This window comes from Lysobacter sp. P5_B9, assembly GCF_054049835.1.
In genome coordinates this window covers 486,704-508,606 of the sequence record NZ_JBFULP010000002.1, presented here as the reverse complement: position 1 = coordinate 508,606, position 21,903 = coordinate 486,704, and the positions used below count along the sequence as shown (strand labels likewise).

19 protein-coding genes and 3 pseudogenes are annotated in these 21,903 nt (G+C 68.1%); 8 read left to right on the top strand and 14 right to left on the bottom strand.

Annotated features, from left to right (window positions below; translation table 11 throughout):
* Nucleotides 1-94 precede the first annotated feature (94 nt).
* The 3 genes from wrbA (at nt 95) to ACXJJ9_RS07455 (ending at nt 1,717) form a co-directional block, all read left to right on the top strand.
* The gene (gene wrbA / locus ACXJJ9_RS07465) at nt 95-685 is read left to right on the top strand and encodes an NAD(P)H:quinone oxidoreductase (protein ID WP_457096560.1); all 591 of its coding nucleotides are present in this window, start codon (nt 95-97) and stop codon (nt 683-685) included.
* Nucleotides 682-1,032, top strand: a complete 351-nt coding sequence (locus ACXJJ9_RS07460; RefSeq protein WP_457096559.1) for a DUF2069 domain-containing protein — start codon at nt 682-684, stop codon at nt 1,030-1,032. Before wrbA ends, ACXJJ9_RS07460 begins: the two co-directional genes overlap by 4 nt.
* Before the next feature lie 199 nt (nt 1,033-1,231).
* Entirely contained in the window at nt 1,232-1,717 is a 486-nt protein-coding gene (locus tag ACXJJ9_RS07455) for an asparaginase domain-containing protein (RefSeq protein WP_457096558.1), read from the top strand.
* Between the two features lie 175 nt (nt 1,718-1,892).
* On the opposite strand, the gene ACXJJ9_RS07450 is transcribed toward ACXJJ9_RS07455, so the two are convergent.
* The 4 genes and pseudogenes from ACXJJ9_RS07450 to ACXJJ9_RS07435 all read right to left on the bottom strand — a co-directional run.
* Complete coding sequence (locus ACXJJ9_RS07450) at nt 1,893-2,483, bottom strand: proprotein convertase P-domain-containing protein (RefSeq protein WP_457096608.1); 591 nt, start codon at nt 2,481-2,483, stop codon at nt 1,893-1,895.
* A 93-nt stretch (nt 2,484-2,576) separates the two neighbouring features.
* A pseudogene (locus ACXJJ9_RS07445) lies at nt 2,577-4,178 on the bottom strand (S8 family serine peptidase); the annotation flags it as partial.
* 352 nt (nt 4,179-4,530) lie between these two features.
* Nucleotides 4,531-4,764 (bottom strand): annotated as a pseudogene (locus ACXJJ9_RS07440) (proprotein convertase P-domain-containing protein); the annotation flags it as partial.
* A gap of 129 nt (nt 4,765-4,893) precedes the next feature.
* Nucleotides 4,894-6,615, bottom strand: a pseudogene (locus ACXJJ9_RS07435) (S8 family peptidase); the annotation flags it as partial.
* Between the two features lie 845 nt (nt 6,616-7,460).
* Here ACXJJ9_RS07435 and ACXJJ9_RS07430 point away from each other — a divergent pair.
* On the top strand, nt 7,461-10,331 hold the full coding sequence (locus tag ACXJJ9_RS07430) for a winged helix-turn-helix domain-containing protein (protein ID WP_457096557.1): 2,871 nt from the start codon (nt 7,461-7,463) through the stop codon (nt 10,329-10,331).
* A gap of 57 nt (nt 10,332-10,388) precedes the next feature.
* On the opposite strand, the gene sufT is transcribed toward ACXJJ9_RS07430, so the two are convergent.
* Complete coding sequence (gene sufT, locus ACXJJ9_RS07425) at nt 10,389-10,946, bottom strand: putative Fe-S cluster assembly protein SufT (RefSeq protein ID WP_457096556.1); 558 nt, start codon at nt 10,944-10,946, stop codon at nt 10,389-10,391.
* 290 nt (nt 10,947-11,236) lie between these two features.
* On the opposite strand from sufT, the gene ACXJJ9_RS07420 reads away from it, so the two are divergent.
* Nucleotides 11,237-11,674 (top strand): hypothetical protein, encoded by a 438-nt coding sequence (locus ACXJJ9_RS07420; RefSeq protein WP_457096555.1) that lies wholly within the window; start codon nt 11,237-11,239, stop codon nt 11,672-11,674.
* Nucleotides 11,675-11,710: 36 nt separating this feature from the next.
* Here ACXJJ9_RS07420 and ACXJJ9_RS07415 read toward each other — a convergent pair whose 3' ends face one another.
* The 4 genes from ACXJJ9_RS07415 to ACXJJ9_RS07400 are packed head-to-tail and all read right to left on the bottom strand — an operon-like array spanning nt 11,711 to nt 13,516.
* A complete protein-coding gene (locus ACXJJ9_RS07415) occupies nt 11,711-12,175 on the bottom strand; it encodes a DUF3106 domain-containing protein (protein WP_457096554.1) in 465 nt (154 codons plus the stop codon).
* Nucleotides 12,176-12,179: 4 nt separating this feature from the next.
* Nucleotides 12,180-12,563 (bottom strand): hypothetical protein, encoded by a 384-nt coding sequence (locus ACXJJ9_RS07410; RefSeq protein WP_457096553.1) that lies wholly within the window; start codon nt 12,561-12,563, stop codon nt 12,180-12,182.
* Complete coding sequence (locus tag ACXJJ9_RS07405) at nt 12,560-13,117, bottom strand: RNA polymerase sigma factor (protein WP_457096552.1); 558 nt, start codon at nt 13,115-13,117, stop codon at nt 12,560-12,562. The genes ACXJJ9_RS07410 and ACXJJ9_RS07405 overlap by 4 nt, the downstream gene beginning before the upstream one ends.
* A 21-nt stretch (nt 13,118-13,138) precedes the next feature.
* The gene (locus tag ACXJJ9_RS07400) at nt 13,139-13,516 is read right to left on the bottom strand and encodes a hypothetical protein (RefSeq protein WP_457096551.1); all 378 of its coding nucleotides are present in this window, start codon (nt 13,514-13,516) and stop codon (nt 13,139-13,141) included.
* A gap of 149 nt (nt 13,517-13,665) precedes the next feature.
* On the opposite strand from ACXJJ9_RS07400, the gene ACXJJ9_RS07395 reads away from it, so the two are divergent.
* Nucleotides 13,666-13,980 (top strand): NAD(P) transhydrogenase subunit alpha, encoded by a 315-nt coding sequence (locus ACXJJ9_RS07395; protein WP_310053957.1) that lies wholly within the window; start codon nt 13,666-13,668, stop codon nt 13,978-13,980.
* Complete coding sequence (locus ACXJJ9_RS07390) at nt 13,977-15,371, top strand: NAD(P)(+) transhydrogenase (Re/Si-specific) subunit beta (protein ID WP_457096550.1); 1,395 nt, start codon at nt 13,977-13,979, stop codon at nt 15,369-15,371. Before ACXJJ9_RS07395 ends, ACXJJ9_RS07390 begins: the two co-directional genes overlap by 4 nt.
* A 21-nt stretch (nt 15,372-15,392) precedes the next feature.
* Here ACXJJ9_RS07390 and ACXJJ9_RS07385 read toward each other — a convergent pair whose 3' ends face one another.
* The 5 genes from ACXJJ9_RS07385 to ACXJJ9_RS07365 all read right to left on the bottom strand — a co-directional run bounded on the left by ACXJJ9_RS07385 (nt 15,393) and on the right by ACXJJ9_RS07365 (nt 21,175).
* Nucleotides 15,393-16,343 (bottom strand): helix-turn-helix transcriptional regulator, encoded by a 951-nt coding sequence (locus ACXJJ9_RS07385; RefSeq protein ID WP_457096549.1) that lies wholly within the window; start codon nt 16,341-16,343, stop codon nt 15,393-15,395.
* A gap of 115 nt (nt 16,344-16,458) precedes the next feature.
* On the bottom strand, nt 16,459-16,944 hold the full coding sequence (locus ACXJJ9_RS07380) for a hypothetical protein (protein ID WP_457096548.1): 486 nt from the start codon (nt 16,942-16,944) through the stop codon (nt 16,459-16,461).
* A 147-nt stretch (nt 16,945-17,091) separates the two neighbouring features.
* Complete coding sequence (locus tag ACXJJ9_RS07375; RefSeq protein WP_457096547.1) at nt 17,092-17,595, bottom strand: hypothetical protein; 504 nt, start codon at nt 17,593-17,595, stop codon at nt 17,092-17,094.
* Nucleotides 17,596-17,755: 160 nt separating this feature from the next.
* Nucleotides 17,756-18,886 (bottom strand): NAD(P) transhydrogenase subunit alpha, encoded by a 1,131-nt coding sequence (locus tag ACXJJ9_RS07370; RefSeq protein ID WP_457096546.1) that lies wholly within the window; start codon nt 18,884-18,886, stop codon nt 17,756-17,758.
* Between the two features lie 144 nt (nt 18,887-19,030).
* Nucleotides 19,031-21,175: a DUF1631 family protein gene (locus ACXJJ9_RS07365; RefSeq protein ID WP_457096545.1), complete on the bottom strand. Its 2,145-nt coding sequence runs from the start codon at nt 21,173-21,175 to the stop codon at nt 19,031-19,033.
* Between the two features lie 132 nt (nt 21,176-21,307).
* On the opposite strand from ACXJJ9_RS07365, the gene ACXJJ9_RS07360 reads away from it, so the two are divergent.
* Entirely contained in the window at nt 21,308-21,901 is a 594-nt protein-coding gene (locus ACXJJ9_RS07360; protein WP_457096544.1) for a nitroreductase family protein, read from the top strand.
* The last annotated feature ends 2 nt before the right edge of the window (nt 21,902-21,903 follow it).

Here is a 21,903-nt window from a genome sequence, read left to right as displayed (position 1 = left end):
TCGCCGCATGAGCAGCATCGGCTGCCCCGCGTGCGTCGCGTGCGCGCGGCATGCGCAGCGCGTACCCTTCTCCGACTCCCGAAGGAACGCCGCAATGCCCGACATCCTCGTCCTCTACTACAGCCGCGGTGGTTCGGTGGCACGCCTGGCGCGCCTGATCGCGCGCGGCGTGGAGGAAGTGGACGGCATGCGCGCGCGCATCCGCAGCGTGCCGCCGGTGGCCGCGGTGACGCAGCAGGCAGCGCCGCCGATCCCGGACGAAGGCGCGCCTTATGTCGAGAAGCAGGACCTGGCCGAATGCGTGGGCCTGGCAATCGGCAGCCCCACCCGTTTCGGCAACATGGCCGCGCCGATGAAGCACTTCATCGATGGCCTCGGCAGCGAGTGGGCCAGCGGCACGCTGGTCGGCAAGGCCGCGGCGGTGTTCACCTCGACCTCTACCCTGCACGGCGGCAACGAAGCCACGCTGCTGACGATGCAGGTACCGCTGCTGCACCACGGCTGCGTCCTGGTCGGGATTCCATACACCGAGGCGGCGCTCAACACGACGCGCAGCGGTGGCACGCCCTATGGCGCCAGCCACTACGCGGGATTGCAGGACGATCCGCAGCCCAGCGACGAGGAGGCCACGCTGGCCCGCGCGCTTGGCCGCCGCCTCGCCACCATCGCAGGAAAGCTGGCATGAGCGTCTTCAGTGGCAACCTGTCGCGGCGCGTGCTGATCGTCGCCCTGATCGCACTCACCGGCCTGTACCTGATGTGGTTCGGGGCGACGCCGGGACCGTGGGTGGCGCTGGTGGTATTCGCGCTGCCCCCCGCGGCGCTGGCGATGGCGGCGCTGCGCGGCTGGCGACTGGCCGGCTTCTGGGCTGGCGTGCTCGCGCTGGCGTGGTTCAGCCACGGCGTCATGGTCGCGTGGACGCGGCCCCCGGAACGGGTGTTCGCCACGGTCGAGATCGTGCTGGCGCTGGCGGTCGTGTTCGCGGCGAGCATTCCCGGCCTGCGCGCACGGTTCGCGAAGAAGAAGGCGTAGGGATCGTCTGCACGCCGCTGGACGGGTGACGGCCAGGGCAAAAGTCATCGTGGTTCGCCCACGCCGGCCGCCGGCGCGGCTTCAACGGTGTCGTTGCTGCGGTTTGGCCGCGGGCCGGCGCGGCTTCAACGGTGTCGTTGCTGCCGTTTGGCCGCGGGCGGCGCACTACAATGGGCCTCCCCACCGCACCCCAAGAACCATGGACCAGCTCTGCGTCGTCACCACCGGCGGCACGATCGACAAGATCTACTTCGACGACAAGTCCGACTACCAGATCGGCGAACCGCAGATCGGCAGCATCCTGCGCGAGCTGGGCGTGGCGTTCCAGTTCAGCGTGATCCCGATCATCCGCAAGGACTCGCTGCACATCACCGCCGACGACCGCGAACTGATCCGTGCCGCCATCGCTGCACAACCGGCGAAGCACGTGCTGGTCACGCACGGCACCGACACGATGGTCGAAACCGCGAAGGTGCTGGCCTCGCTCACCGACAAGACCATCGTCCTTACCGGCGCGCTCAGCCCGGCCCGCTTCCGCGGCTCGGATGCGGAGTTCAACGTGGGCTGCGCGGTGGGTGCGGTGCAATCGCTGCCGCCGGGCGTGTATATCGCCATGAACGGCCGCGTGTGGGATCCACAGAAGGTGCGCAAGAACGTGGCGGCAAACCGTTTCGAGCCGATTTGATTTTTGCCGTCATCCCGGCGCAAGCCGGGATCCGTTTTACTGTTGCCTTTGCTTATTCAAGGCAACAGCGGAAGCAAAAACAAGCTGGATCCCAGCTTCGCCGGGATGACGAGCAAAAGCAAAAGACCCCGGCCGAAGCCGGGGTCTTTTTTTGCCAGCTGCCAGAACAACACCGTCAGAACGTGATGCTCCAGCTGTTGATGTAGCCGGTATCCGCCGCCGCGTTGTCGTTGACACGCAACTTCCAGGTGCCGTTCAACGCTTCCGTCGACAGGTTCACGTTGTAGGTCTGGTTGATGTTGTCGGCGCTGCCGCCGGTGTGGTTGTGCAGCGTGTACACCGAACCGTCCGGCGCCACCAGGTCGACCTTCAGGTCGCCGATGTAGGTGTGGACGATGTTCACCGCCACCGGTGTGCTCGCCTGTGCGTTGCCCGTGCGTCCGGACACCGTGATCGGGCTTTCGACCGTTGCGTTGTCGCTGATCGTGTAGTCCGTGGTGTTGGTGTAGGTCTGCCCGCCACCACCGGTGGTGTAGCTGCCGGTGAGTGCCACGCCCGAGAACGCGGTGTAGCCGCGCAGCATCACGTGATACGTCCCGGCCTGGGCGGTGGCGATGTTGCAGGTCTCGTTGTTGCCGCTGAGGAAAGGACGGCAGTCGTAGACGCTGGTGGTGGGCGCCGAACCAAAGCGCACGTACATGTCGGCATCGCCGGTGCCGCCGGCGATGGTGAACTTCAGGCCGCTGGCGCCGGCCGGCACGGCCATCGTCCAGAACTGCTGGCTGCCCGATGCGCCGCTGATGCCGGTGACCGGCACGCCGTTCTGCAGCACGCTCCCCGTGGCGCCTACGGTGACCGACTGGGTCCTGGTGTTGGTGGCGCCGCCGTTGTCGGTGACGGTCAAGGCGACCGAGTAGGTGCCCGCGGCCGCATAGGTCTTGCTGGGGTTGGTCGCGGTCGACGTCGTGCCGTCGCCGAAGTTCCAGCTGCGAGAGGCGATGGTGCCGTCGCTGTCAGTGGAACTGTCGGTGAAGTTCGCGGTCAGGCCGCTGGTGGTGAAGCTGAAGTTCGCCGTCGGCGCGACGTTGCCGCCACCGCCGCCGGCCGCATCGACGACCTTCTTCGCGTCGAGGATGCCCGGACCGATGGTCTGGCTCGGCGTCACCGGGAACGGGCGGAAATTCGCCTTGATCAGGCTCTCGACCTGGGCCGGCGTCTTCGGCGTAGGGGACACCGATTGCAACAGCGCGATCACGCCGGCGACGTGCGGCGTCGCCATCGAGGTGCCGCTGTAGGTGGCATAGCTTTCGGCGCCCGGCGTGGTCGTGCCGGCGTTGAGGGTGGAGACGATCGACGATCCGGGCGCGGCGATGTCGATCAGCGCGCCGTAGTTGGAGAAGCTCGAACGCTGGCCGGTGTCGGTGATCGAGGCCACCGCGATCACGTTGTTGCAGTTGGCCGGCGTGAACCCGGACGTGTTGGCGTTGCTGTTGCCGGCCGCGATCGCCAGGGTCGTGCCGCGGCTGACCGCGCCATCGATCGCCGACTGCATGGTCGCGCTGCACGTGCCGCTACCGCCGAGGCTGAGGTTGATCACTTCCGCGGGATTGGCGTTGGCGGGTATGCCGCTTACGGTGCCGCCCGAAGCCCAGACGATCGCATCGGCGATATCGGAAATGCTGCCGCCGCACTTGCCCAGCACGCGCACCGGCTCGATCTTCGCGTTGAACGCCACGCCAGCAACGCCGACACCGTTGTTGGTCGCCGCCGCCACGGTGCCGGCCACGTGCGTGCCATGCCAGCTGGAATTGGAACCGCTGATCTGCCCGCATTCGCCCGCGCTGTACCAGTCGCCCTGGTCGGCCGGGTTGGAGTCGCGGCCATTGCCGTCGCGCGCGGCGGTCGCGTCGCTGACGAAGTCGTAGCCCGCAATGACGTTCGCATTGAGCTCGCTGTGGCTGGTGATGCCGGTGTCGAGGATGGCGACCACGACGCCGGTGCCGGTGGCGCTGTCCCACGCCTCGTTGGCGCGGATGCCGGCGTCGGCATCCTGGTAACCCCATTGCTGCGGATACTGCGGATCATTGGGCGTCAGTACCGCCTGCAACAGGCGGTCGACTTCGACGTACTCGACCGCGGGATCCGCGGCCAGCTGGCGCATCAGCTTTTCGGCCTCGACGCGGTCCAGCTTGCGCCCCGCGCGCACCACGTCGGCGCCGACGGCGAGGCGGCGTGCCTGCTTCAGGCCGAGCGCACGGCCGTTGGCGGCGCCGTTCGCGGCCGTGTCCAGGGATCGCTGCAGCGTCGCGGCATCGCTGCGTGGCGCGCTGCCGTCGCGGTATTTCACGATGAACTGATCGAAGCTTTCCCCGGACTGCAGGCCACTGGTGTCCACGCGGCCGGCAGCCACGGCCGATCCCGTTGCGAGCGCCCACAGCGTAGCGACAGCAAGCGCATTCATGCGTACTGAGTTGTTCACGATGTACCCCCGAGCAGTGAGTAGATGGCCGCAGTGCGGCCGCGCAACTTCCGTTTGCCCTCCGTAACCGCCATGCGCACCGGTCGTCCGGTGGCGCAGGTCGAAACGGGGGATCGCGACGGGCCCAAGCGTCAGCGACCGCGCGACGCTAGTGGCGGGAACCTTTGAAAACTGTGAAGCCCGATGCCGGGCCCCGTTCGCCCCGGATCCGCGGGGTGCCGGACACGGGCTGCTGCGCCGCAACACCCGCTCGCACCGTACGCATGGGACGGAACAAAAAAAGACCCCGGCCATGGCCGGGGTCCTGGTACTGCGTCCTGGTCGCGCGGGGCGATCAGAAGGTGACGCTCCAGCTGTTGATGTAACCCGTGTCGCCGGCGGCGTTGTCGTTCACGCGCAGCTTCCACGTGCCGTTCAGCGCTTCAGTCGTCAGGTTGACCGTGTAGGTCTGGTTGATGTTGTCGGCGCTGCCGCCGGTGTGGTTGTGCAGCGTGTAGATCGAACCATCCGGGGCCACCAGGTCGACCTTCAGGTCGCCGATGTAGGTGTGCACGATGTTCACCGCGACCTGGGTGCTGCTCAGGCCGTTGCCGGTGCGACCGGACACCGTGATCGGGCTGTCCACGGTCGCGTTGTCGCTGATCGTGTAGTCGCTCGTGTTGGTGTAGGTCTGGGTGCCGCCGCCACCGCCGGTGGTGTAGTCGCCGACCAGGCTGACGCCCGAGAACGCCGAGTACGCCTTCAGGTTGATGTAGTACGTACCCGCGGTCGGCGTGGCGAAGGTGCAGGTCTCGGCGTTGCCTGTCTTGTACGGACGGCAGTCGTACACGGTGTCGGTCGGCTCGCTGCCGAGCTTCACGTACATGTCCGCATCACCCGTGCCGCCGGAGGTGGTGAAGGTCAGGTTGGTCGCGCCGGCCGGCACCACCATCGTGTACTTCACATAGGCGCCGGCCGCAGCCGACAGGCCGGTCGCGGCGACGCCCTTGGTCAGCGTCCCGGCGCCACCGCCGCCGCCACCGTTGGTCGCGTCGACCACGGCCTTGGCGTTGAGGATGCCCGCGCCAATCGGTTGCGAAGGGGTCGACGGGAACGCGGTGACGTTGGCCTTGATCAGCGCTTCGACTTCGGCCGGGGTCTTCGGCGTGGTCGCCACGGCCTGGATCAGGGCGATGACACCGGCGACGTGCGGGGTCGCCATCGAGGTGCCGCTGTAATTGACGTAGGTCTCGGCGCCCGGCGTCGTCGTGCCGGCGTTCATCGTCGACATGATGGTCGAGCCCGGTGCGGCGATGTCCACGCCGGCGCCGTAGTTGGAGAAGCTCGAACGCGCGCCGGTGCTGGTGATCGAACCCACCGCAATGACGTTCGCGCAGTTCGCCGGCGAGGCATTGGACACGTTGGTGTTGTCGTTGCCGGCGGCGATGGCCAGCGTGGTGCCACGCGACACCGCGCTGTTGATCGCGGCTTGCGTGGTGGAGCTGCACGCGCCGGTGCCGCCCAGGCTGAGGTTGATCACTTCGGCCGGGTTGGCGTTGGCCGGGACGCCGGTGACGGTGCCGCCCGAGGCCCAGATCATCGCGTCGGCGATGTCGGAGTCGTAGCCACCGCAGGTACCCAGCACGCGCGCCGGGACGATCTTGGCGCCGTAGGCGACGCCGGCCACGCCCTTGGCGTTGTTGGTCACCGCGGCGATCGTGCCGGCGACGTGGGTGCCGTGCCAGCTGGAGTTGGATGCCTGCGAACCGGTGCCGCACTGGCCGGCCGTGGTCCAGTCACCCGGATCGCTCGGATCGCTGTCGCGGCCGTTGCCGTCGTTCGACACGGTGGTGTCGACGATGAAGTCATAGCCCGGGAGGATGTTGGCGTTGAGGTCGCTGTGGTTGGTGATGCCGGTGTCGAGCACGGCCACGACGCTGCCGGCGCCGTTGGTCACGTCCCAGGCCTGGTTGGCCTTGATGCCGTAGGTACCCGAATAGCCCCACTGCTGGCTGTAGTTGGTGTCGTTCGGGGTCAGGTAGGGCTTGTTGAGCTTGTCGAGTTCGACATATTCGACGTTCGGGTCGGCGGCGATCTCGCGCATCAGGCTTTCGGCTTCGGCGCGGTCGAGCTTGCGATCCGACTTCACCACGTCGGCACCCAGCGACATGCGGCGCAGATGGCCCAGGGCCAGCGCCTTGCCCGCGACACCGGCCTTGCTGGCGCGCATCAGTGCAGCCTTGGCCTTGCCGGTGTCGGCGCCTTCGGCGGTGCCTGCACGGTACTTGACGATGAAGCGGTCGTACTGGGCGCCGGATTCGAGGCCGGACAGGTTCAGGCGCTCGGCGGCGAAAGCCGGAGCGGCCAGGGCGGAAACGGCGACCGCGGTAGCGGCGGCCAGCGCATGCAGGCGCATGCGGGGGTGGGATACGACGGACATCAGTTGATTCCCTCTGGACTGGTTTGCATGGATTCCATCGCGGCGGATGGAGACTCAACAACACTGCTGCTTGGGTAGCCCGCGACCACTTCCACGCGCGTCGCCACCGACATGCGAAACACCCTCGCCTTCCCTGACGAAGGACCAACCACGCTCCATGGACTGGACCGCTGCGACTTCGGACCGACCTTCACGGATGGCGCGCGACGGCCCCCTGGCGCCGCTCGTCGTTCCCGCGTGTCGCTGCGGTATTCCGGGTCGCTGCATCCCCACGTGCAGCCCGATCCCGAGAGGCCCCGGCTCGCGCCGGGGCGGTGTTTCGTCCCTGAAACGATGCTCCTTGCCGGGGGTCTCCTGCCCCCGCTCCGCTGGCGCGGTTCCGTTGAAGCGAATTGGGTGGCCGGTGCGCGCGAACCTGGCGCGCTGTGGGCCGGAATCACCGGGCGACCCCGCCGGGCGATGCACGAGCCCGGTGAGCTTTACTGCACCCTGCCCCCGGACTTGCGTCCGGGGGCAGAGGGCCGCCGATCGGTGGGCCTCCGTTCGACAGGGAGGATGAAAGGGTGCCAAAGGTCATAGAGACTTCGTCCGGAACCTCAAAAAGTTCTCAAATCGGCCTCGAACTGTGTCCGGAGTCGTCTGGATTAACTGTTCTGTAACCAAATCCGGGGCTTGGGCGGCGCAAATGACGCACCTGACCAACGCCGCCGACGGCCGCCGTGGCTGGCAGGCGTCGGCAATTTGCCGAATTTGGCGTAAGCCTGTTCATTTTCCGCTGCAGTGCAGCACGAGCCGGCGCTCACTGGCGATAGGATTCCGCCTCCCGAGGGTTCGAGAACACGCGCTTGGCTGACCCGACACAGCACCCCTGGCCCGCCGGGACGCGGCGCCTGCAGGTGCACGATGTTCAGATCGACCTGCGCTATCGCCGGGTGATACGTCCTGAACAGGAGGCCGAACTGCCACAGCGCATGTTCGACCTGCTGCTCGTTTTCCTCGCCGAACCGCAGGTGCTGCACACGCGCGCCGAACTGTTCGCGCGCGTGTGGCCCGGGGTGATCGTCGAGGACGCCAACCTCTCACAGAGCGTCTGGATGCTGCGCAAGGCGCTGGGGGAATCGCGCAAGCATTGGATCCGCACGGTGGCCAAGAGCGGCTATGTGTTCGAGCCGCAAGGTCCGATCGAAGCAGTCGTGGAAGCCGCTCCGCTCGCGCAGACAAGGGACGCTATTAGTAAGGAGTCGCCGGCACCGGCGGCCGAACAGCCCGCATCGGGGGTCGCCCCGGCTGCGAGCGGGGTGATCCCGTCGTCCGTTTCGCGTCGGAGCTGGTGGCGCTGGGTGGCCGCTGCAGCCGTTGGGCTGGTGCTGCTGATCGGTGGCGCCGCGTGGTGGCGGGGCCATCAGCCTCCGCATCCGGCGGCAGCCGCGCCGCAGCTCGCGATCGCCCTGATCGACGTGGAGGATGAAGCCGCGCCGGAGGACTCGCGCTGGCCCGTTACCCTGCTGCACACATGGCTCGAGTGGAAGCTCGACAGCCTCCCCGAAGTAACGTTGTTGACCGAGGCGCATCTCGCCGCCGATTCCGCCGGACGCTCGCCGCGCATCGTGTTCCTCAGTTCCGGCACCGACAGCGCCAACCCCAGTCGCGTCTTCCTGCGCGCACGCTTCGACCAGGGCGGCATCGAGCAGCGCGTGGAGAAGCAGGGCGCTCGCGCCGAACTGCCGGCAATGGCCGATGCGCTGTCGCGGGAACTGCTCGCGGCCCTTGTCCCCGCGCGTGCGAAGGAGCGCTGGCCGCCGCTTGCGATCGACACCGCCACGGCGCGCCGCTACGCCGAAGCGATCGACGCGATGGAACATCGCGACTGGGTGAAGTCCGCCGAGATCCTGCAGGACGTCACCCGGCTCGCGCCCGAATTCGGCCTGCCGCGCATGCAACTGGGCTACGCGCTCTCGCGCCTGTCGCTCGCCGCGCCCGCGATCGAACAGACCGAAACCGCGATCCGCCTGCTCCAGCCCGTACCCACCGATGTCGCGGACGTGCTGGACGCGCAGCGGCTCTCCCGCAACCCGCAACAGTTCAACGAAGCCGCCAAGGCCTGGGGCGAGCTCGCGGCAAAACATCCGGAAAAGCGCGCGTACGCGCTCGAACAGGCCTCCCAGCTCAATGTCGCCAACCAGCCCACGGAAGCGCTGGCCCTGCTCAACCGCCCCGACTGGGACCAGGAAGCCGCCGGCATCCGCCTGCGCCAGCGCCTGAATCTCGCCGCCGCCTATCTCGCGCTTGGCGATCCGCAGCACGCGCGCGAAAACGCGCTGGCCGCCGAGCGCATCGCCGCAGCGGCTGGCAAGGGATGGGAACACGAGCTGGGCGATGCCCTACTGCTGGCCGCGCAGACCGACAGCTTCCAGTACGAAGACAAGGCGGACCTGTCGCGTTACGAGGAAGCGGCCAAGCAGTTCGAACTCGCCGGCGACGACATGGATGCGCTGTACGCGCGCTTCCTGGCCGAAAGCAATCGCCGCGACCAGCCCGCCGAGAGCGGCCTGGACCCGTTGCTGGTACAGGCGCGCGAGCGCGGTTACCGCAGGCTGGAAATCGCCATGCTGCGCATGGTCGCCTTCCGCCATTACAGCCGCGGCGACATGCCCGCCTACCGTGCGCGGCTGGAGCAGGCGTTGGCGACCGCGCTCACCGCCGGCGACACGTCCGAGCAGCACGTGCTTGAACTGGACCTGCTCAACGAGGACTTCCTGCGCGGCCGTTTCAACTCGGCCGACCGCCGCATGGCCAGCCTCAGCAATGCCCCGCTGCAGGGCGACGATGCAGTCTGGCTGTCGTCTTTCGAAGCGACCATCCTCGCCAACCGCGGCCGCTTCGCGCTGGCCGGAAAGGTGCTCGACCAGGCGGAAAAGCGCGCCCGCGCGGGTAATCCCGGCACGCAACCGTCGAGTGCGGCATCCCAGATTGCCTGCATTCGCGCCGACCTGGACCTGGTCATGGGCGACATTCCGGGCTCGCGCGCGGGCTGGAAGCAGTGCAGCGCGTTGGAATCGCCGTCCTCGCGCCTGCAGGCCGCGATCGGCAACGCCACCGTCGACCTCGTCGCCGGCGATCGCAACGCCGCGTTGAAGCGACTGCTGGAAACGCAGAAAGAAAGCACGCAGATGGAGGACGGTCCCGATCGCTGGAGCACCGAGCTGTGGATCGCCACCGCACTCACGCGCGCCGGCGATCCAGCCACCGCCGAACGCATGTTCCAGCGCGTGCTGCCGCTGGCGCGGAACACGCAGTACGAATGGATCACCGCGATCGCCGAAACCGGGCTTGCCGAAACCGCCGCCACGCGCGGCGACTGGAATGCCGTGCGTAGGCATATCGCCGCGGCACGCAAGCTGGAACTGGCCGACATCTGGACGCTCAGCAACCGCATCGACACCCTGGACGCCCTCGCCACGATGGTCGATGGCGACAGCAAGCGCGCGCTGCACATCCTCGCCGCGATCCACGCGCAAGCGGTGCGCAATGGCGACGTGGTGTCACAGCTGGAAGTGCAGAGCCTGTTGCCACCGGGGATGCCCATCGGCGAATGCAACGAACGCTGCCAGGCGGCACTCGTCGCCAGCAGCGACCTGCGCGGCGCGACGCTGGATTGGCTGGTGGTGCCGGCGAAGCTGGATACGAAGCTGCTGTTGCAGCGGAACATCAGGTAAGGCGCGGCCCGCGCGGGTGGGCGGAACAGCGGGTTGGCACGAAGGCGAACCGACTGCTTACAGCATCCCGGTTTCCAGCCGCGCCACTTCCGACATCATGTTGCGGGTCCACGGCGGGTCGAATACGAGTTCGACATCGGCCTCGGCCACGGTCGGGATCATTTCCAGCTTGTCGGTCACGTCGGCGACGAGGATGTCGCCCATGCCGCAGGCGGGTGCGGTCAGGGTCATGCGGATCTCGACCCGGCGCTGGCCGGGTTGTTCCGGGTGCGGCTTGACGCTGGCCTCGTAGACGAGACCGAGGTCGACGACGTTGATCGGGATTTCCGGATCGAAGCAGGTGCGCAGCTGGCGCCACACCATCTGCTCGACGGCATCGTCGTCGGCATCGACGGGAAGTTCCAGCGGCTCGGGCGGTTCCTTGCCGATCGCGTCGGCATCGGGACCGGCGATGCGGAACAGGTTGCCTTCGACGAACACCGTCCAGCTGCCGCCCAGCGCCTGGGTGATGTAACCGACGCTGCCCGCGGGCAACGTGACCTTTTCGCCCTGCGGCACGAGGACGGCGGCGCAATCGCGCTCGAATCGGACAGGTTCGCTGCTGCGGGAATACATATCAGGAAGATCGGGGCGAAGCCGTGGGGGTACAAGGCGTGGAATTTTACGGGTTGCGGCGCCGTGGTGCCGGCCCGCGGCTCATTCCGGGCAACAATATTGCCCATGCCGCGCCTGCGGCCCGGGAAACGCAAGACGCGGTGTTCCAGCGGCGAGCTTGCAAACGGAGGGCTCTCGCCGCGCGGTGCTTCGTGCAACGAGCGTTGGCGCCCGTCGTTCACCTTCACCCGGCGCGGCTCGAACACGTCGCACTGCGGGTTTGGCCCCGGGCCGGTATCCTTGCCGCCTTCATGCCTCCCGCTTCCGAGCACCCGCGCTCCCCGATCGCCCGCTGGCTGACGTGGCCCTACCGGCTGCTGATGCTGGGGGGCGCGTGCGCCGGATTCGCCGCGCTCTGGGTAGTGCTGGCCTGGGCGAATGGCAGCCAGTTCGGCTGGATGGCCGTGCTCGGGGCGCTGGATGTCGCCTGGATCCTGCGACTTTCAGGCTGGCCCTCCGGTGGACGGCGCGCGCTGGTGGGCGTGGTCGCAACGGCGGGGATAGTGGTGCTCGCCAACTGGTGGATCATCGCCGTGCACCTGGGCGAGGTGATGGGCTTCGATCCGCTGGCCTCTGCTTTCCGCCTCGGCCTGCAGCATGCCTGGACGCTGGCAAAGCTCGCCAACGGCACGTTCGAACTGGTGATGATCCTGGTTGCGCTGGTACTGGCCGCGATCATATCGCGCTGACGCTGCGAGCAGAAGCGGCTGGAGATGCCGTTGCGATCAGCGCGGCTGTGCCGGGTGCGCCTTGATCCACGCGTCGCGCTCGGCTGGCGTCATCGCCTTCCACTTAGCGCGCAGCTCCTGGCGCTGTTCCGGCGTCATGTTGCGCATCTCGCCAAACAGGGCGCGTGTGTGCTCGCGCTGTTCCGGCGACATGCTCGCCCAGCGCTTCATGCCGTGATGCGCGCGCTGGCGCTGCTCGGGCGTCATGGTCTGCCAGCGCTGTGCGTGATCCATCATGCGTGCGCGTGCTTCCGGGTTGCTGTTCCAGCGCTCGCGCACCGGTGCGACCAGCATCTCGCGTTCGGCGGCGCTGAGTTGTTCCCACGCGGGGAAAGCGCGGGCGGGCGCGGCCGGCGTGGCTTGCGCGCTCGGCCTGGCGTTGCCACCCGAGGGCGCCGTCTGCGCCAGCACGGGAGCGCTGCACAGCAGGGAAATGACGAGGGCGTGGCGAAGCAGCTTCATGGGATCACTCCGTGACAAGGTTGGCGGTGTCGTTCGATGCGAGCCAGAGGTACAGCTCGGGCGATTCGTCGAGGGTGGCGTAGACGTCGCCGGATTCGTTGTCGCTGGCAGTGGCCGCCGGTGCGGCCCGCTCGGGCACGGCTTCGTCCGGTCGGGTGGAACCGGGATGCCGCAGCAGCAGCCCGCCCGCGACCAGCGCGATCGCACAGGTGGTTACCAATGGCCAGGCGTGCCGGCGCCGCGCGGATGGCAGGGGCGACGGCGCGCGCCGCGCACGCAGTTGCACCAGCGTGCGCGGGGAGACGCGTTCGACGGCCTGTGCATGAAGCCGGCGCAGCTGCGCGTCGAAGCCGGTTGTTCCAGGGTCCTGGTCGTGGCCGGTGTTCATCGGAAATCCTCCAGGTGCTGCTGCAATGCTTCCCGTGCCCGCGAGAGGTGCGTCTTTACCGCCCCTTCGCTGCAGCCCATGACGCGGGCAGTGGTGGCGACGTCCAGGTCTTCAAAGATGCGCAGGCTGAAGGCCTCGCGCTGGCGCCGCGGCAGCTTGCGCAGGCCAGCGACGATCCGGCCCCAGGCCTCCTGCCCTTCCTGCCGTCGCGCGGGGTCCGCGACCGGGTCGGCCCAGTCGACCGCGTCCTCGCCTTCGTGCTGGGGCGACAACCAGCGCAACCGCAACAATCCACGGCGTTGCGCATCGACGATGCGGCTGCGCAGGACGCTCCAGAACAGGGGCGTCCATTCCGGGGACGGCCGGTCGCGGTAGGCGAGCATCTTCGTCATCGCGTCCTGCACCGCATCGCGGGCGTCTTCGCGATGGCGCAGGCCCATCTCCGCGAAGCGGAACGCGCGCGCGGCGATGCCGGCCAGGAATTCATCCAGCGTCATCGCGGCTTCCACGAAGGCGGGAGCGGACGCGTGCGGCATTTCCGCGGTCGTGGTCATGCGCTCAAGCATGCACCGGGCTCAATGTCTGCGGTCCGAATAGCGATCCCAGCGGCGGTCGAAGCGGTCGCCGCGGCGATCCCAGCGCGCATCGGCAAGAGTGCCGCGCCGATCCAGGCGGGCATCGATACGGGCGCCCTCGCGCTCCAGGCGACGCGCCCTGCGGTCGTGGCCGTTCGTGGCGGCGTGCGCGGCGCGCCGATCGAAGCGGCCCTCGATGCGATCCCCCTTGTGGTCCAGGCGGTGCTCGATGCGATCGCCCTTGCGGTCCAGGCGGTGATCGACGCGATCGCCGAAGTCRCTCGCGCTCGCCGCCGTGCTTGCGGCGAGCAGCCCCAGACCCAGTGCCGCTCCTCGCCAAGCCTGCCCCCGCCATACGTGCCCCAGCCATGCCTTCATGTGCGTCTCCTCGGGCAGGCGGGCGCGGGATGCGCGGTGGATGACGGCCTGCATGAGGGGAAACGCGCGACCCGGTCGCCGGTTGACACGGCGCCCGTTGCATTCAGGGATCGTTATGATGGGAACGAACGCGATCCTGGGACACAAGCATGACGGACGGACTGGTAGCGCTGTACATCTTCATGCTGGCGGCAATCGCCGGCAACGTGATCATTTCGCGGGTGCCGGTGATCCTGCATACACCGCTGATGTCCGGCTCCAACTTCATCCACGGCATCGTGCTGATCGGCGCGATGGTGGTGCTGGGGCATGCCGATACGACGCTGGAGAAGGTGATCGGCTTCCTCGCCGTGCTGCTGGGCGCGGGCAACGCCGCCGGCGGTTATGTCGTCACCGAGCGCATGCTCGAGATGTTCAAGCCGTCGCAGAAGAAGGATGCCGGTAGCGAGGGGAGCAAGGCATGACGCTCCTGACCGGGATTGCCGCGGCCAGCTATTTCATCGCCGCCTCGTTGTTCCTGCTTGGCCTCAAGCGCATGGCCTCGCCGCTGACCGCGCGCAGCGGCATCCAGTGGGCCGGCCTGGGCATGCTGATCGCCACCGCCGCCACGTTCCTCCTGCCGGACCTGCACAACATGGCGCTGATCATCACCGCATTGGTGATCGGTACCGCGCTGGCATGGATCTCGGGCAAGAAGGTCGCGATGACCGACATGCCGCAGATGGTCGCGCTGTACAACGGCATGGGCGGCGGCTCGGCCGCGGCGATCGGTGCGGTCGAGCTGCTGCGGTTTTCGTCGGAAGGCCGTCCGCCCTCGATGGTCACTCTCGTGCTGGGCGTGACTGGCGCACTGATTGGCGCGGTGTCGCTGTCGGGCTCGGTCATCGCATGGGCCAAGCTCGACGGGCGCATGGACAAGCGTTACACCTTCCCGGGCCAGCAGCTGTTCAATGCCGCAGTCGCCATCGCGGCCGTGGTGCTCGGCGGCATCGTCGTGCATTCGTTGGGCGTGCCGATGATCATCGCGTTCTTCATCGCCGCACTCGCGCTGGGCGTGCTGATGACGCTGCCGATCGGCGGCGCCGACATGCCGGTCGTGATTTCGCTCTACAACGCGCTGACCGGCCTCGCCGTGGCGTTCGAGGGCTTCGTGCTCGGCAACCAGGCGCTGATCATCGCCGGCACCATGGTCGGCGCGGCCGGTACCTTGTTGACGCAGTTGATGGCGAAGGCGATGAACCGCCCGATCCGTGGCGTGCTGTTCTCCAACTTCGGCGGCGGCGGGCAGATGCAGGAAATTGGCGGCGCGCAGAAACCGATCGAAGCCGGCGACGTCGCCGCGATGATGGCCTACGCCGAGCGCGTGGTGATCGTGCCCGGTTACGGCCTGGCCGTCGCGCAGGCGCAGCACAAGGTGTGGGAGCTCACCCAGAAGCTGATCGAGCGCGGGGTGAAGGTGAAGTTCGCCATCCACCCGGTCGCCGGCCGCATGCCGGGCCACATGAACGTGCTGCTGGCCGAGGCGGGCGTGCCGTACGACCTGATCGCCGACATGGACGACATCAACCCCGAATTCGCCAACACCGATGTCTCACTGGTGATCGGCGCCAACGACGTGGTCAATCCGGTGGCGAAGACCGATCCGGCCTCGCCCATCTACGGCATGCCGATCCTCGACGTCGTGAACTCGAAGAACACCATCGTCATCAAGCGCGGAAAGGGCACCGGTTTCGCCGGCATCGAGAATGCGCTGTTCTATGCCGACAACACGCGCATGTTGTTCGGCGACGGCGCCGGCATGGTGGCGGCACTGGTGAGCGAGCTCAAGGCGCTGGACAGCGGCGGCGGCCACTAGACCCGCCGCTGCGCGCTGCCGCTAGCGCAGGGCGCTCAGCGGCCTCGCGCCGATCCGCGCCCGCGGCCGGACATGCGATAGACGTGGGCTGGCCTGGCGCAGGCCGGATGCCGGCATGCGCCGCACCTGCGTGGTGGTGAGGCCGTAGGCGCTCTTGAACGCACGGCAGAACGCGCTCTCGCTTTCGAAACCGAGCTTCTCGGTGATCTCGCAAACGGGCAGTCCGCTGTCGCACACCAGCGACCAGGCGCGCGAAAGGCGCAGGCGCGCGATGTGCTCGCTCGGGGTCTCTCCGAAGACGTCGCGGTACATGCGGATCAAGTGCCAGGGCGAGTAGTTCGCGCGCTGGGCCAACTGGGCCAGGTTGAGATGGCCGTCGTTGCCGCGCTCGATCAGCTGATGCACGCGCAGCAGGCGCTGCAGGGTCAGTACCCGCCGCTGCAGTGTGCGGCCATTGCAGCGTTCGACCAGCAGTTGCAGGTCGCGTTGCTGTTCGAGCAGGCAGGCGCAGAGTTCGCGCAGGGCGACTCCGCAATCTGCGGCAGGGCCCTGGTCACGTTGCATCCGGGCGAGACGCACCAGCCGCAGGCGCAATTCGCGTGGGCAGCGTGATTGCCGCACCAGCAATTCATTGCAATGGCCGTTCGATGCCGCCTGCAGCAGCGTCCGCCAGGTGGCGTGTGGCCCGGCCAGGGCCAGCCATCGGGCCGTGGCATGCGTGCTCGCGTGCAGGACGCCCTCGTGCGCAATCAGCAGATCCTGCCGCAGCGTCCAGCCTCCCACGGGCGATTCCAACTGCAGGTCGCCGCGCAGGGGCAGCCATAGCGACAGCCATCCCGGCGGCAGGCTCAACTGGGAACCGCGATGGGCGGCATAGAACAGATGCAGGCCGTCGCCGGGCGGGCGCGCGGGGTCCGGGCGCGTCAGATCGAGTCGTTCGGCAGTCCGCAACGGGCGAAATTCCAGCTTCAAGCGTAGCTCCCGGAGCGCGCGCCATCGCACGCTTCAGGTTCAGGCTAGTGCCGGCATGAAGCACCGGAAGCGCCAATGTCCGTGGATTGCGGGAAGCCAATTCCCGTTGGCGCGCTCACTGGCGCAGGCCGAGCGCCCGCCGCGCGAACAGGACGCAGATCACGCCAAACAGCAGGTGCATCAGGAAATTGGTGACCATCGCGAGCATCAGCGGATGCGCGGATGGCTGCGCCTGCGACAGCGGTACCACGACGTGGGTCATCACCGCCCAGAGCAGGAGGCCATAGGGCACACCGTAGAGCACGGGGTGCTGCACCAGCGCGCGGTAGCGGCGGCTGGCCAGGTAATAGGCCAGTACCATCATGGTGGCGATGAAATAGTGCAATCCGGCGCCCAGCAGCGCGGTCGCGATGCCGCCATCGAAGGAGGCCTGTCCGATCGCGCCCGAAGCGATGTACTGCAGCAGGCGAACCGGCGACACGTGCCGCAACCACGCCCAGAACGAACAGGCGTAGATCAGGTCGATGGTGGCGAGGGTGAGGCCGCCGGCGATGACATGGAAAGCAGCCGGGCGGGATTGCGCGGTATTCAGAGTGGACATCGGGACCCCATCGTGGCGAATGCCGGGAATGCTCAGCGGCCGCGTGCGCGGATCACGCCGGACACGGTGTGCATGATGATGCTCGACACGATTCCCGGCGGGTAGATTTTTGTTGGCTGCGGTGCCTTGGGCAGCCCTGTCCCGCCGTCATGCGCGCCGTAGCGCACGCTGCGCGAACAAAGCGGCGATGGTCCCGAAAACGGCGAACATCGGGATGCTGGTCAGCATCCACGCCACCTGCGGGTGCCGCGGTGCCGGCGCCGCCGACAACGGTACGACGATCGCGTTCATGACGAGGTACAGCAGCAGACCATAGGCGACGCCGTAACGCCGTGGGTGCCGAAGCAGCAGCGTCAGGTGCGGCGCGACCATTGCGTAGGCGAGCACGAAGCAGCAGCCGATGAACCACTGCAGGCCGGCACCAAGCAGCGCGGTGGCGATCCCGCCGTGGAAGGCGGCCTTGCCGAGCGCGCCCGCGGCGATGCCCTGCAGCAGGCGCGCCGGTGCCACGCCTTGCGGCGACCAGAACAGCAGGCAATAGATGAAGTCCGTGGCGGCGATGGCCAGGCCGCCGCACAGGATCATCGGCCAGGCGATGGACGACGCCTGGTCGAGGCCGGGATAGCGCGAAATCGAAGTGCTTGCCTGCATGGGATGTCTCCTTGAGCGGCAGCAGGAAGGGCAGTTTCTACCTGGCGCAGGTCATCGTGCCCGCGCGTGGTGGCCAGGACAGCACCAATTTCCCGTGGCTGGAAGGAGCCAATTCAGGCGGCACCGGGGCGCTGGTCTGCCCCGCGCGCTGCGACGCGTTCTATGGTGCCGCGGCGGACGCTTCCGGGGGGTGCGGCCATACCGTCTTCGCCAACAGTTCGTCGTTCCAGTCGAAGGCGATCGCGCCATCCTTCACGAACAGGCTGACGAAGTTCAGCACGTTGCGTGCATACATCTCGCTGGCGTGCACCGCGCCCATGCTGGCGAGATTGAGCGGACCCGCGATGACGACGCCGTTGCTGTCGATGGTCTGGCCCGGGCGCGTCAGCTCGCAGTTGCCGCCGGTCTCGGCGGCGAGATCGACGATCACGCTGCCCGGCTTCATCCCGCCCACCATCGCCGCGGTCACGATTTTCGGCGCCGGGCGTCCCGGCACGGCCGCCGTGCAGACGATCACGTCGACCGTCCTGAGGTGATCGGCGAGGCGCTGCTGCTGGAGCGCCTTTTCGTCTTCGGTCAACTGGCGGGCGTAACCGCCTTCGCCGGCTGCGCTGACGCCGAGGTCGAGGAACTTGCCACCCAGCGATTCGATCTGTTCGCGCGTTTCTGGCCGCACGTCGAAGCCTTCCACCTGCGCGCCCAGGCGCTTCGCAGTGGCAACGGCCTGCAGGCCGGCGACGCCGGCGCCGATGATCAGCACCTTCGACGGCCGGATCGTTCCCGCCGCGGTGGTCAGCATCGGAAAGAAGCGCGGCGCGAGTTGCGCGGCGATGAGAGTGGCCTTGTAGCCGGCCATGCCCGCCTGCGAGCTGAGGATGTCCATCGCCTGCGCCCGCGTGGTGCGGGGCAGGCGCTCAAGCGGGAAGGCCACCAGTTGCCGCGCGCCAATCGCCTCGCCACGTGCGGCATCCGCCTGCGGCGCCAGCGTTCCCACCAGGGCCGCGCCCTGCTTCAGTTGCGCCAGGGTCGACGGGGATGGCGGCTGCACGCAGAGCACGAGGTCAGCGTCGCCCAGCGCGGCGGGCACGTCATCGGCGACGCGCGCACCCGCGGCTACGTAAGCGTCATCGGTGAAACCGGCACCGAGGCCTGCGCCGCGCTGCACCTGCACCTGGGCGCCGAGCGCGACGAGCTTCTTGCACGTTTCCGGCGTGGCGGCGACGCGGCGCTCGCCCTCCGCGGTTTCGCGCGCCACTGCAACGGTAATCCCCTGCACCGCTCCTGCCGTCATGCCGCGCTCCACATTCGAGAATCGCCGGCATCGTAGCAAAGGCCGGTGAGTGCAGCCGCGCGGTGCCGGGATTCCAGCGCCGAAAACGCGAATGGAGCGACATGTCGCTCCATTCGTGGTCCGCAGCCGACCTGGATGCGAGCGTTATGCCGCGCGCACGAGCCGGTCGCGCAGGTGACGCATGGCTTCGTCGGTCGGCGCGCGCTCCGCCCCCACCTGCAGGCGCCCGGCCTGGGCCAGCGACGCGAGTTCAGCCGCCGACGCCACCAGTACGCGCAGGCCACGGCGGTTCACCAGCAGGAAGCGCCCGGTCATCGGGCTGATCCACGCGACCTTGACCGCCACGGCCTGGCCCGCCGGATCGAGCAGGCGCAGCCATTCGCCCGGCAACAGGCGACGCATGCGCGCGGCGGTCTCCGGATCGTGGTCGAGAGTGTCGGTGCCACCGGCCAGCCACAGCGAGGCGTCTTCCATCGCGCCTTCCTCGTCCGTCACCGGGGCGGGCACGGCTTGCAGGTTGCGCGGCGCATCCGGCAGGGCCAGCGCGCCGATCAGGCCGGCGAGACGCTGGGTAGCCGCGTCCTCGTCGAGGCCCGAACTCGCCAGGCAATGGGTGATGGCGTCCTGCAGCGACAGCAGGCGATCGGCGAGCCGGCGCCCGTCGCGTCCGGTACGCGCCAAGCGGTCCGCTTCGAGCAGGGAATCGCCCAATGCAAGCGTTTCGGTGTATGCGGACGAGCCGGGACCATCGCGCAGCAACGTCTGCACCAGGTGGTGGCGCCAGGGTTGCGCCAGGAACTCGCCGACCGCGCCCGTCACCGGTTCGTTGAACAGGTAAAGCACGGTGTTGTCGGCCTGGGCGCGCGCCTCGTTGAGGCGTTCGCGGCCGAAGGTGGCCTTGGCCGCGCGCGCTTCCTGCAGTTCGACCCGGCGGCGATGCTGCTCGAGCAGTGTTTCGAGCTCGGCATGGGCCAGCGCGAACACCGCAAGATCCTCCTGGTAATCGGCCACGATGCGCTGGGAGATGGCCGCGCAGCGCTCGATCAGTTCGCGATCCTGCGGCGTAGCAGCGGCGTTGCCCTCGCAGGCTTCGGTGATGGCGTCGAGCAGCTTGCGCGCCGGATGCTCGCGCTGCACGAACACGCCCTGGTCCGACATCGCGACCTTGACGTACGGCATCACCAGGCGGCCATAGAGGCGGCGCGCATGGTCGAGCAACGCGTAGCTCTGGAACAGCGACTCGAACAGCATGCCGACAAGGTCGACGGCGTCGTCCTGGTCCGCGCTCATGCGGGTGTGGTCGGGATTGTGTCCGAGACGGCGCGCACCCTCGGCGAGTTGCCCGCGGATCGCTGACGCCAGTTGTCCCGGGTCGCCGCCCAGCGCCCGCACGAAGACGTCGGGCGATTCCGGCTGCAGCAACGACACCACGCTTGCGACTTCCTCGGTGCGCAACTCGCGGCGCGGCAGCTGGTCGCGTGCCGAAGCCTGTTCCGGCATCTGCTGGCGCCAGGCGTGCAGCTCCGCGCGCAGCTGGGCGAACTGCGCGGCGCTGGCGGGATCGACCACGCGCGGACGGCGGATCTGCTGCACCAGTTCGTGTTCCTGGTCGCGACGCGCCACTTCGACGTTCGTCGGCGGCAGCGGGCGTGGACCCTGCGCAGGCCGGCCGTAGCCCGCCGTCGCCAGCAGGGCGTTGACGCGCGAATACAGGTCACCGAGCACGCGGGAGAGTTCCTGCTCGTAGGCACGGAACATCAGCGGCTGCAGGTCGTTGGGCATCTGCGCGTCGCGGAAGGTTTCGATGAAGGCGCCGGCAAGGCGGCCGGCACCGATCGGATTCGAACCGGGCTGCATCTGCAGGTCGTCGGCCAGCTTGTCCAGCCGCGCACCCATCGTTTCCAGCGCAGGCGCGAACCGCGTTTCGATGGCATCGGCGAGCTGTTGGCCGGCAAGGTGGTAAGCGAGCTGGTTTTCCGCCACCAGCGACAGCGGCAGGTCGCCGCGGTTACGGATGCGCAGCGAGCGGAAGTCATCGAAGCCCTGCGCGATCTGCTGGCGATAGCGCATCACGAAGCCCGAGGATTGCTGGCGCAGCTTCACCAGCGCCTGCAGCTCGACGTGGCGGGTCGAGCCACCGCGTGCCGAGGAATCCTGGAGGGTGAACTCCACCGGCGAATACAGGCCGTTGGGCACGGCCCCGAGCAGTTCGACCGAAATGCGCTTGATCTCTTCGAGCACGCGCGCCGGATCGCTTCTCCCCGAAGCGCCCGGTGCGATCTTGGTCATGCCAGGAGGATAATCGGACATGTGAACCACCTTCCCCGGTTTTGCACTTACACGACGACACTTTGCGTCAGTTTTCCGCAGGATAGTGTCGGAATTTGTCAGTTTGCGCCCCAACCCTTCGATCTGTGACCCATGTCCCAAAACACTTCCGATAACGTGACGCCCCATCTGGTCGCACTCGACACACGGCGCTCGGTCCCAGCCAAGCAGCTGGGCGACCCCGGCCCTGATGCGGCCACCCTGCTGCGCCTGCTGCAATCGGCGGTGCGCGTACCCGACCACGGCAAGCGCACGCCCTGGCGCTTCCTCGCCATCCGCGGCGACGCCCGCCAGGTGCTGGGCGATCGCCTGGCCGCGCGCGGACGCCAACGCGACCCCGACGCCGGCGAAGCCGCGATTGAAAAGGACCGCATGCGGTTCGCGCACGCGCCGCTGGTGGTGACGGTGATCGCGAAACTCGGCCCCGACGAGAAGATTCCCGAACAGGAACGCCTGCTCAGTGCCGGCTGCGTCTGCTTCGCCTTGCTACAGGCGGCACAGGCTGCGGGCTTCGGCGCGCAGTGGCTAACCGGCTGGCCCGCCTACGATGCCGAAGTCGGACGCTGGTTCGGCCTGGCCGCACACGAGCACATCGTCGGCTTCATCCACATCGGCACGCCCAGGCTGGAAGCACCGGAACGCGAGCGCCCCGATCCGCGCGAACTGCTGAGCGAGTGGACGCCGTGACC

What these genes read in the sequence shown, in the direction of transcription:
- ACXJJ9_RS07390 (WP_457096550.1), top strand. Translation starts at nt 13,977, where the DNA reads ATGACGCTCCTGACCGGGATTGCCGCGGCCAGCTATTTCATCGCCGCC.
- ACXJJ9_RS07375 (WP_457096547.1), bottom strand. Translation starts at nt 17,595, where the DNA reads ATGCAGGCAAGCACTTCGATTTCGCGCTATCCCGGCCTCGACCAGGCG.
- ACXJJ9_RS07455 (WP_457096558.1), top strand. Translation starts at nt 1,232, where the DNA reads ATGGACCAGCTCTGCGTCGTCACCACCGGCGGCACGATCGACAAGATC.
- ACXJJ9_RS07415 (WP_457096554.1), bottom strand. Translation starts at nt 12,175, where the DNA reads ATGAAGCTGCTTCGCCACGCCCTCGTCATTTCCCTGCTGTGCAGCGCT.
- sufT (WP_457096556.1), bottom strand. Translation starts at nt 10,946, where the DNA reads ATGTATTCCCGCAGCAGCGAACCTGTCCGATTCGAGCGCGATTGCGCC.
- ACXJJ9_RS07460 (WP_457096559.1), top strand. Translation starts at nt 682, where the DNA reads ATGAGCGTCTTCAGTGGCAACCTGTCGCGGCGCGTGCTGATCGTCGCC.
- ACXJJ9_RS07360 (WP_457096544.1), top strand. Translation starts at nt 21,308, where the DNA reads ATGTCCCAAAACACTTCCGATAACGTGACGCCCCATCTGGTCGCACTC.
- ACXJJ9_RS07380 (WP_457096548.1), bottom strand. Translation starts at nt 16,944, where the DNA reads ATGTCCACTCTGAATACCGCGCAATCCCGCCCGGCTGCTTTCCATGTC.
- ACXJJ9_RS07405 (WP_457096552.1), bottom strand. Translation starts at nt 13,117, where the DNA reads ATGACCACGACCGCGGAAATGCCGCACGCGTCCGCTCCCGCCTTCGTG.
- ACXJJ9_RS07450 (WP_457096608.1), bottom strand. Translation starts at nt 2,483, where the DNA reads ATGGCCGTGCCGGCCGGCGCCAGCGGCCTGAAGTTCACCATCGCCGGC.
- ACXJJ9_RS07365 (WP_457096545.1), bottom strand. Translation starts at nt 21,175, where the DNA reads ATGACCAAGATCGCACCGGGCGCTTCGGGGAGAAGCGATCCGGCGCGC.
- ACXJJ9_RS07370 (WP_457096546.1), bottom strand. Translation starts at nt 18,886, where the DNA reads ATGACGGCAGGAGCGGTGCAGGGGATTACCGTTGCAGTGGCGCGCGAA.
- ACXJJ9_RS07395 (WP_310053957.1), top strand. Translation starts at nt 13,666, where the DNA reads ATGACGGACGGACTGGTAGCGCTGTACATCTTCATGCTGGCGGCAATC.
- ACXJJ9_RS07420 (WP_457096555.1), top strand. Translation starts at nt 11,237, where the DNA reads ATGCCTCCCGCTTCCGAGCACCCGCGCTCCCCGATCGCCCGCTGGCTG.
- ACXJJ9_RS07410 (WP_457096553.1), bottom strand. Translation starts at nt 12,563, where the DNA reads ATGAACACCGGCCACGACCAGGACCCTGGAACAACCGGCTTCGACGCG.
- wrbA (WP_457096560.1), top strand. Translation starts at nt 95, where the DNA reads ATGCCCGACATCCTCGTCCTCTACTACAGCCGCGGTGGTTCGGTGGCA.